Origin of the sequence: Bacillus sp. GMa5/1 (assembly GCF_050172015.1) — a bacterium.
GTDB classification, from domain to species: Bacteria; Bacillota; Bacilli; order Bacillales; family Bacillaceae_G; genus Bacillus_A; species Bacillus_A cereus.
Window position 1 is genome coordinate 1 of sequence record NZ_JBNLYC010000148.1, and the last position, 9,854, is coordinate 9,854.

Here is a 9,854-nt window from a genome sequence, read left to right on the forward strand (position 1 = left end):
AATCATGCAACTAACAATAAAGAAAAACAGCTAATTATGGCTAAAATTACAGGTAATTTCAAAAGAGGTAATGAACGAAATTGAAAACGAATCTCATTTACATTTTGATTATACAACAAATAAAAAAAGAAATGTCGCTCATTCAACATTTCTTTAGACTTTCTTCATAAAAAATTTACATTGCTAACATTCCTTCATTTTCTATACTTCCCATATAAGCTAACCGCTGAAATAGTTAGTAATACAACTATGCATAACCACGCATACGTATATCCCTTCTTATCTACAATATAACCAAATAAAGCAGGCGCAGCAATAATGGCAATTTGATTTAATGTAAGTGCAAAACTCACTGTCATCCCTACCGATTCTTCACTTGCTGACTCCGCAACTTCAGTTATAAAAAGACTAAACCATCCAATTGAAAAGAACCCTAACAATGCACTTACACCATACAATACATTCGTTATTGTATGTATGCTCATTACTAATATTAGAATGAAGAAAATAGAAATACAAACAGTTATAAATAAGAGGGTACGCCTATTCCCCTTATAAAATAAATCACTAGTAGTCGCTAATATAACCCTACCAACCATTCCAGAAAAGAACATAACGGAAAATACTTTTCCAGCTAAAATTGGCGTGATTGATTGTTCCAATACTAAAAATTTTATAAAGTGTGCAACTAACACCATTTGCAATGAAATCATACAAATGCCAGTTATATAAATTGCATACAACTCTTTTTTACACATCACTTCTTTTAACTGCATCCAAAAAGAAAGTTTACTACGTTCTTGTTTAACGTTCTCTTGAATATATGGTTCCTTATAAAATATAAAAAATAAAAACCCTCCAATTATACAAATACATGCAATGCTATTTACCGCATAGGCCATATTATATTTTATTGTAAGAAACGGGATCAATACTCCCGCTAATGTACCACCAATCGGTATACCGGCTTGTCTAATCCCCATCGCTAACCCGCGATTTTCTTTTGAGAACCACTTCATTATCACCTTACTTCCTCCTGGCTGCGAAACACTATAAAACGTTCCTACTAATAAAAGTACAAAAAGTAACCCATTAAATCCATTGACCATATTAGTCAGTAAAAACGAACCTCCTAGTAAAAATGAACTTATCGAAATTAACAACTTTTCATTGTATTGATCAAGTAGCCGCCCGACAAAAAGCATACAAAATAGCGGTCCTATATTTACAACACTTACTAACAATCCAATCTCCGTATTCGTAAGTGCATATTCTTCTTTCCAAAATAAAGCAAACGCTCCAACACCATACGTTATAAGTGTCGCTGTTGTTTGAGCAACCGTCGCAAAAATTAACATAACCCACTTATAAGTACTATTCACCCTTTCTTCCATTAACACAATAATCCCTCCATCCTCTTCCATTGTATGAAAGTTCTGATATCATATAAAATAAAGATTTATCATGTAATCCATCAAAAAAAATGATACTTTTTCTGGAGGGATGATACTTGGATATAAAAGATTTAACTGTATTTTACGAAGTTGCGAAAGAAAAAAACATATCTCACGCAGCTAAAAATTTAAACTATGTACAGTCTGGCGTAACAATGCGTATGAAACAACTAGAAAACGAATTAGGTGTGCCTTTATTTTACCGAAACGGAAAAGGTGTAACTTTAACTTCTAACGGTGAGATTTTATTAACATACGCCAAACAAATTATCCACTTAATGGATCAATCTGTTAAAGCAGTTCAAAGTAATGGGATCGAACCAAGAGGCACTTTAAAAATTGGATGTACAGAATCTACAACCGCTGTAAGACTTCCATCTATATTAACGGCCTATTATGAGAAATACCCAAAAGTCGAATTGATTTTAGAATCAAATACGACAGAACAATTAATTAGGCTTGTACTAGAACGAAAACTGGACGGAGCGTTTATAGCTGGCTCTACTCAGCATGCTGAACTTCATACAAATATATTTCGTGAAGAAGAATTAGTTCTCATTAGCAAAAAGCCTTTATCTTCCTTTAAAGAAATAGGAGACATGAATTTACTTGCATTTAGTCACGGGTGCTATTATAGAAATTTATTAGAAGATTGGCTTCAAGAAGAAGGAATTTCACCTAAGCGAGTATTTGAGTTTGGAACAATTGAAGCGATACTCGCATGTGTAAAATCAGGTATGGGCATAGCAATTATGATGAAGTCTATTTTAAATGGTCATAAACATGACATATCATTCAATCCTTTACCAAATAGCTTCAAAAAAGTTCCTACTACTTTTATTACTAGAAAAGATATATATCACTCTGCTGCATTACAAAAATTTATGGAGATGACTCACAATGCGTGAAAAGAAAATACGTGGTATGAAACGAAAAACAAACACTATGATAAAGCGAATTGAGGAACATATAAAAACGTTCCCTTCTACTTTCTATAACGATGAATATTGGAATATGCCTTTACCAGTTTCTCAAGCTTTTATCGATTCTTGTAAAACGCCTAGAAAAGTAAAACGATTATGTATTCAAACCTTATTAAATCAAGCAAATCATTTAATAAATATGAAACCGAGCGATACACATACATATCGAGTTGTTGTTTTGATTTCTATAAATAATTTGTGGGATTCGCAAATCATTATATTTAAAAATGAGGACTACTTTCATAATTTCTTTAATAGAGATAGTGAATTTCAAAAATGGATTCTTCTTTCAAATGAAATTGATTTTTGGGAGACATGGGAAATTTCAGTTTGTCATTCCTTCAAAACGCTTCACTTTCAAGAAATTATTTATGATGCAGATGAATGCTATGAAAAAGAGATTACGTTTATCGGGGAGTTAAATTAAAAAGGGTATACCTAAAACACTGGTATACCCTTTTCCACTTATTTTTCCTTTAATACACTATGTAATCGATCCGGATAATTTGTAAACATTCCTGTAGCACCCCATTTGATTAACAGTCTCATATCGGGTTTCTCATTAATTGTATAAGGGTGAATTAACAGTCCATTTTTCCTAGCCATTTTCATATATGACTCATCAATAATTAGTTCTCCGTTATCATTACGTAAGTTTGGTCCAATACCAGCTGCATACTTTTTAATTTCTTGAAAATCATCATTTGTTACACTTTTCGGTTCATGTGTAATACCAGACCATTCAACAATTTCATTGTTTTCATTTGGATAATACCAAAGCAATTGAACTAACGGAATATTTTCATTCATACTATGAATCTTTTTCAAACTATCTTTACTAAATGATTGAATCATAACACGGCTAGAAGACATGTTTTGGCCTACTAAATTATATTTTTGTAACAACGCCAACAATTTCTCTTCCATTCCTGGATACACATCTGGTGATTTTGTTTCAATATAATACTTCATACTTCTTCCATACTTTTGGAAGATTTCTTCAAGAGTTGGAACCTTTTGCCCAACATACTCTTGCTTAGCCTTTTCTGGATACGCTTTATTAAACCATGATCCAGCATCTAAACTCTTTATTTCGCTTAACGTTTTATCTCGTACTTCGCCTGTTCCATTTGTAGTGCGATCAACTGCTGTATCATGCATTGCAATTAATTGGCCATCCTTTGTTAATTGAATATCTAACTCTAAATAATCCGCTTTCATTTTTTTCACTAGATCATAAGAAGCAAAAGTATGCTCAGGTGCATGTCCACTTGCTCCGCGATGTGCAATATTTAAAAACTTATTCGTATTCCATTCATGCTTTCCTTCTGCTTTCGCATGAACAGCTCCCCCAGCAAAGATGCTTCCTGTCATAAAGAAAATAACTAAAACGCTAATAATCTTTCTCATCCTTCAAACCCTTCCTACGTTGCAAATTTCAACAAGCTAATGAGATTTACACGAAATAGAAGACACACTTTCATTATTTTTATAAACCTATATTAAAATTCCAATCTTACAAATGTTTTCTATATTATTAATATAGAAAACTAGTATTATCCTATTTAATTTCTATAGCCCTCCTTTTCACATGTAACTCCCTATTTTGTACGGTTCATTCAATAAAAAAAGCCATAAATTATTTAGAATACACTCCTGTATCCCTAAATAAATTTATGGCTTTTCTCAAATATCTCCGGCCTCTATTAACTTGTCGAATTTAATCATATCAAACCTATTGAAATTTGTGAATATTTTTTTCAGTACAGTGAAGTACATAAAACAATATTTCTGTAGTTACTTAAAAATCACATAATAAATTTCTCATTACCTCTTCCAATACTATATCTGGATTTACTACCGTTTTTTCCGAACGCCATCCGATAAAGCCATCTGGTCTAATTAATACAGCACCTCCATTCTCTATACCATATAATTTGCTAAAAATATCTTCTGGAACAATAAAGTCTCCACTTAAGCCAACACGATACCCTTTTAGATGTATTCCTAATTTAGCTGAAACAGCATGTGCTGCCTCAGCCCAAGAACTATTTTCTACTCCTGTAAGTAATACAAAACTGTTACCGAATAAGTCTAATGTAGAAACTTTCTTCCCCTCATACGTTCCCCATAAATGTGGCGCTCGCGTTCCAGGTCTTCCGTTCAACTCTATGCTATCCATTCTATGCGGAGTGACTGAATCATCTATAATCGCCTCTGAACAATACTGATATCCAACTGTAACAGCTAAACCATCCATATTATTCAAACTGCCTTCCTCTCTATTCGCAGCACGAAACAGTAAACTACTTGCATAAGCTGTCGTTAATTTTGCAACAGAGTGTCTCTCCTCATGATATGTTTCTAACAATTTTGGTTTTGCCTTCCCTTTTATAACAGCCGCTAATTTCCAAGCTAGATTGTGCGCATCTTGTATTCCTGTATTTGAACCAAATCCTCCTGTTGGCGGCATAATATGTGCAGAATCGCCAACTAAAAAGGTTCGATTTCCTTGAAATTTCACCGCTGTACTTTCAGCGGCTTCCCACGGTAAAACACTTAATATTTTTGATTCAACATTTGTACTTCCAATTGCTATTTGAATAATTTGTTTACAACGTTCTATAGTAAAGTCCTCTAGCCCCTCTCCTTTTAATGGATCGTAGGCTACATGATAAATCCATTTTTTTACGTTATCAACCGGGATAAGTGCACCAAGAACCTCCGGATGAAGTACCATCGAAAAACCGAATGCATCTCCTTGTATAAACTCACTTAAATCAGCTTCAAAATAAATATTCATATAATAGCCACCAATGGTTCCACGACCCTCAGTTTTAATCCCTAACTGCTCACGTATTTTACTTTTCGCTCCATCCGCTGCAATTACATAGTCACAATGTATGACACTTTCTTTTTCTGTTTCACGATTTCGAATCGTTGCTTTTACCCCGTTTTCATTTTGTTCAAATGAAACTAATTCATGATAAAAAGATAGTTGCTCGCCTAATGTTTTCGCTTCTTGTAACATCATCTCTTCTAAAATAATTTGATAACACGCAGTTTGTTTTGATGGACTAATCTTTTCTATTTTTTGAAGTAACTCTTCATCGTTTCCGTATTGCGTCGCTCTCATTTGTTCCAATTCTTCTTTATTCGCCTCAGCTATTGTATGAACCGCTATTCTTCCTCTGCAGTTCTCTAATGCTTTACCTGCCAATTTAATTCTTTTTTCCAAGCCTAATTCTCGAAATAACTCCATTGTACGTAAAGTAAGACCGCCTGCTTTCGGATGAATGGCAGTAGACGGATGCCTTTCAATAAGTAAGTACTCAATATTATGTTTTGCAAGAAATAACGCAGACGCTAACCCAGATAATCCCCCTCCAACAATTAAAACTGGTACATAATTCGATTTCATATATTTACCCTCCACATCATTGTTCTGAGCTCAGTGACATAAATATAATCAAAAAAAACATTAAAATATAGACTTATATTTCATTTTGAATTATCATATAAATAGATTACGCCCCAAAATTCCTTTTACCTTTTCATACATCTATAATCCACCTGAATTGTGTCTGTATGAAAGTGTAAAACAAAAGAATGTACTTTACGTTGAACCATGTTCTATCGTAAAAATCAAAAATAATACAAACATTATAAGCGGTCGTAACCTTATGGATTATACAAGGTTACGACCGCTTATTTTATTGTTACATCATTTTTTGTTTTTAAAACTTCATCTATTGTGTTATGTAATCCTTCCAATCCCTTTTCTATCTCCCTATAATTTTCAACAATAAAAAATTCATTCGTCTCGATTTTCTTTCTCAATATTGCACCTCATGCAACAATCATGTAGCATTACCGTATCGAAGTAATGGTTCATCATCTTAAACCTTTCGACTAATTACCTGGAGGCAAAGTGATTGAAATGAATAAACAAGAACAATTAAATATTATAAAAAAAGATTTTATTGATTCTCAAAAAGTATTATTGGCAATTGGTGATGAAACACGTCAAGCTATTTTATTAGTGCTAATGGAAACGGAATGTCAAACCGGATTACGTGTAGGAGAAATTACGAAGCAAACACACCTTTCCCGTCCAGCAGTATCACATCACCTTAAGATTTTACGAGAAGCTGGCATTATTTTAATGAGAAAAGAAGGTACAAAGAATTTTTATTATATTGATATACGTACAAAATTAGGTTTATTAAAAAATCTTGTATTAGATATTGAGAAGCTATTGCAAAACTTTTATTAAAACTTGGAGGTATAAGAAATGAAAGCAATGATAATTGATAGATATGGAAAAGTCCCAATGCGTATGGCAGAGGTACCTACTCCTGAAATTAATGAGTATGAAGTGCTCGCAGAAATTCATGCAGCTAGTATTAACCCAATTGATTTTAAAATACGTGATGGAAAAGTTAAAATGTTACTGAAATATGAAATGCCTCTAATCCTTGGGAATGACTTTTCCGGTGTCATCACGAAGGTTGGATCAAAAGTGACTCGTTTTAAAGTCGGTGATGAAATATATGCTCGTCCAAGAAAAAATAAGATTGGTACTTTCGCGGAGTATATAGCCATTCATGAAGATGATATTGCTTTAAAACCAAAAAATCTAAGTTTTGAGGAAGCGGCTTCGATTCCACTCGTTGGCTTAACATCATATCAAGCATTACATGACATCATGCAATTACAAAAAGGTCAAAAGATTTTAATTCACGCTGGATCCGGTGGTGTTGGTACTTTCGCAATTCAGTTAGCAAAAATAATGGGTGCCATTGTTACAACGACTGCTAGTGAAGCTGGTGCAAATTTAGTAACGTCTCTTGGCGCAGATGAAATTATTAATTACAAAACAGAAAAATTTGAAGATATACTACAAAATTATGATGCGGTATTTGATACAATCGGCGGTGCAACACTTGAAAAATCATTCAATATTATAAAAAGCGGAGGAAACATTGTTTCCGTTTCAGGTATGCCGAATGCTCGCTTCGGTAAAGAATTTGGTTCAGGATTCTTTAAAACTCTCTTATTTTCATTAGCCAGCAAAAAACTTACTGCACTTGAAAAAAAGCATAATGCTCAATATTCATTTTTATTTATGAAGCCAAGCGGAGATCAATTACGTACTATTGCAAACTATATTGAAGCCGGAAAAATCAAACCGGTAATTGATCGAGTCTTCCCTTTTGAAGATGCGCAAAAAGCAATGGAATATTCAGAGTCTGGAAGAGCAAAAGGAAAAATAATTGTAAAAATTAAATAATAATAAAACCTCCATTTTCTTAAAATGGAGGTTTTAAATTTGCTGTTAAATAGACATAGTGCAATGAAGTCCTTACAATAGATTGCAAGGGGAAATATTATATTATACTTTTAGTTAACTTTACAAAGAATACATACGTACAAATACATAACTTAAAATACAAAAAGGAGGAGATACAATGACTAAAAATAATGAAACAGGTTGGAATTTAGATAATAGTTATACGACTTTACCACAATCATTTTATACAGAAATCCCCCCTACTCCCGTAAGTTCACCGGAGTTAGTTAAACTAAACCATTCATTAGCGATATCTCTTGGCTTGACCCCTGAAGAACTGAAAAAGGAAGCTGAAATTGCTATTTTCGCTGGTAATGCACTCCCAGAAGGAGCTCATCCATTAGCTCAAGCATATGCTGGCCATCAATTCGGACATTTTAATATGTTAGGCGACGGTCGTGCTCTTTTAATTGGCGAACAAATTACTCCTTCAGGTGAGCGTTTCGATATTCAACTGAAAGGTTCTGGCCCTACTCCCTATTCACGCCGAGGAGATGGCCGTGCTGCACTCGGTCCGATGCTACGTGAATATATCATTAGTGAGGCAATGTATGCACTTGATATTCCGACTACTCGCAGTTTAGCAGTTGTCACAACTGGTGAAGCAACATATCGTGAAACAAAGTTACCTGGAGCAATTTTAACTAGAGTAGCTAGTAGCCATATACGCGTCGGTACATTTCAATATGCTGCAGCTCGTGGTTCAATAGAGGACCTGAAATCACTAGCTGACTATACGATAAAAAGGCATTACCCAGAAATTGAATCCCATGAAAACCGATATACTGCATTACTACAAGCAGTCATTAAAAGACAAGCTAGTCTTATCGCAAAATGGCAACTTGTTGGATTTATTCACGGTGTAATGAACACTGACAATATAACGATCAGTGGCGAAACAATTGATTACGGTCCTTGTGCATTTATGGACAATTACGACCAAGGAACCGTATTTAGCTCTATTGACACACAAGGTCGTTATGCATATGGAAATCAACCATATATGGCCGCATGGGATCTCGCACGACTAGCAGAATCTTTAATACCGATTCTGCACGAAGATGATGAAGAAGCACTAAAAATCGCTCAAGACGAAATTTCGAAATTTAGCGTACAGTATGAAAACAATTGGTTCCTTGGAATGAAAAAGAAATTAGGACTATTTAGCAACGAAGAACAAGATCAATCACTTATTGAGCAACTTTTAAAAATGATGGAGAAATATAAAGCAGATTACACTAATACATTCCGTTCATTAACTCTTGATACGTTAGAAAATATCCCTCTACTCGATAGTCCTGAATTTAAAGAATGGTACAAACTGTGGCAATCTCGATTAGAAAAACAAGAAGAATCGAAAGAAAACGCCTACGAGATGATGAAAAATAATAACCCATCAATCATCCCGAGGAACCACCGTGTAGAAGAAGCACTAGAAGCAGCTGTTACAAATGACGACTATAGCGTAATGGAGAAACTTCTTGAAGCTTTATCAAATCCTTATGCGTATTCTACAGATCAAGAAGAATACTGCATTCCGCCTGCACCGACGAATCGCCCTTATCGTACTTTTTGTGGGACTTGATTAAAAATTTGTTTTTATTTTAACCCAAAATTTATTAAGTTAACTATTAATCACAAACTTAAAAGTTGCTTTCAATATTGAAAGCAACACATTTAGTATCCAACCTTAAACAAGTCACAAATTATAATTTGTGACTTGTTTAATTACCCACGTTCAATAGAAGGTTTGTTTTGCAGGCATCGTTGTATCTTCAGAGACAGCATATGGATTTTCATTAGGTTTTATAATTATAAACGTTCCACCATATCCACTGTGAGCTAATTTATTGCAAAGACCTTCTACCATAAAACCCCATAACTCCAGCTGCTATTCCCATTATAGATAATCCAAGTTTTTTCTTTATTTTAATGCTTCTTTTTCAAATATTCTCTTTTTTATTTCATAACTCATAAAAAAATACTTTTCTGCTTTTTCTATATTACCTACTTTATGAAACTCTAATGCCAGACTTTCAGTATATTCGTGAATATACTCCGATA

At 33.9% G+C, this 9,854-nt stretch carries 10 protein-coding genes and 2 pseudogenes; 6 read left to right on the forward strand and 6 right to left on the reverse strand.

Features of this window, described 5'->3' with window-relative positions; translation table 11 throughout:
* Positions 1-84, forward strand: a pseudogene (locus tag ACQGSG_RS23000) (ABC transporter ATP-binding protein); the annotation flags it as partial.
* A 110-nt stretch (positions 85-194) separates the two neighbouring features.
* Here the strand turns inward: ACQGSG_RS23000 and ACQGSG_RS23005 are convergent.
* Positions 195-1,424 (reverse strand): MFS transporter, encoded by a 1,230-nt coding sequence (locus ACQGSG_RS23005; RefSeq protein ID WP_325842457.1) that lies wholly within the window; start codon positions 1,422-1,424, stop codon positions 195-197.
* A gap of 86 nt (positions 1,425-1,510) precedes the next feature.
* Here ACQGSG_RS23005 and ACQGSG_RS23010 point away from each other — a divergent pair, with 86 nt between their 5' ends.
* Both ACQGSG_RS23010 and ACQGSG_RS23015 read left to right on the forward strand, forming a co-directional pair.
* On the forward strand, positions 1,511-2,362 hold the full coding sequence (locus ACQGSG_RS23010) for a LysR family transcriptional regulator (protein WP_000351686.1): 852 nt from the start codon (positions 1,511-1,513) through the stop codon (positions 2,360-2,362).
* Complete coding sequence (locus ACQGSG_RS23015) at positions 2,355-2,864, forward strand: DUF3916 domain-containing protein (RefSeq protein ID WP_325842458.1); 510 nt, start codon at positions 2,355-2,357, stop codon at positions 2,862-2,864. Before ACQGSG_RS23010 ends, ACQGSG_RS23015 begins: the two co-directional genes overlap by 8 nt.
* 38 nt (positions 2,865-2,902) lie before the next feature.
* Here the strand turns inward: ACQGSG_RS23015 and ACQGSG_RS23020 are convergent, their stop codons facing one another.
* The 3 genes from ACQGSG_RS23020 to ACQGSG_RS23030 form a co-directional block, all read right to left on the reverse strand.
* Entirely contained in the window at positions 2,903-3,847 is a 945-nt protein-coding gene (locus ACQGSG_RS23020) for a glycerophosphodiester phosphodiesterase (protein ID WP_001226340.1), read from the reverse strand.
* A gap of 391 nt (positions 3,848-4,238) precedes the next feature.
* Complete coding sequence (locus tag ACQGSG_RS23025) at positions 4,239-5,858, reverse strand: FAD-dependent oxidoreductase (protein WP_000841674.1); 1,620 nt, start codon at positions 5,856-5,858, stop codon at positions 4,239-4,241.
* A 287-nt stretch (positions 5,859-6,145) separates the two neighbouring features.
* Entirely contained in the window at positions 6,146-6,277 is a 132-nt protein-coding gene (locus ACQGSG_RS23030; protein WP_001227549.1) for a hypothetical protein, read from the reverse strand.
* A gap of 91 nt (positions 6,278-6,368) precedes the next feature.
* On the opposite strand from ACQGSG_RS23030, the gene ACQGSG_RS23035 reads away from it, so the two are divergent.
* The 3 genes from ACQGSG_RS23035 to ACQGSG_RS23045 all read left to right on the forward strand — a co-directional run bounded on the left by ACQGSG_RS23035 (position 6,369) and on the right by ACQGSG_RS23045 (position 9,375).
* Complete coding sequence (locus ACQGSG_RS23035; protein ID WP_000571870.1) at positions 6,369-6,713, forward strand: ArsR/SmtB family transcription factor; 345 nt, start codon at positions 6,369-6,371, stop codon at positions 6,711-6,713.
* A gap of 18 nt (positions 6,714-6,731) precedes the next feature.
* Positions 6,732-7,730: an NADP-dependent oxidoreductase gene (locus ACQGSG_RS23040; RefSeq protein ID WP_000646441.1), complete on the forward strand. Its 999-nt coding sequence runs from the start codon at positions 6,732-6,734 to the stop codon at positions 7,728-7,730.
* A 178-nt stretch (positions 7,731-7,908) separates the two neighbouring features.
* On the forward strand, positions 7,909-9,375 hold the full coding sequence (locus ACQGSG_RS23045; protein WP_325842459.1) for a protein adenylyltransferase SelO family protein: 1,467 nt from the start codon (positions 7,909-7,911) through the stop codon (positions 9,373-9,375).
* Positions 9,376-9,528: 153 nt separating this feature from the next.
* On the opposite strand, the gene ACQGSG_RS23050 is transcribed toward ACQGSG_RS23045, so the two are convergent.
* Positions 9,529-9,660, reverse strand: coding sequence for a hypothetical protein (locus ACQGSG_RS23050; protein ID WP_000229164.1), 132 nt, complete (start codon positions 9,658-9,660; stop codon positions 9,529-9,531).
* Positions 9,661-9,714: 54 nt separating this feature from the next.
* Positions 9,715-9,854, reverse strand: a pseudogene (locus ACQGSG_RS23055) (tetratricopeptide repeat protein); the annotation flags it as partial.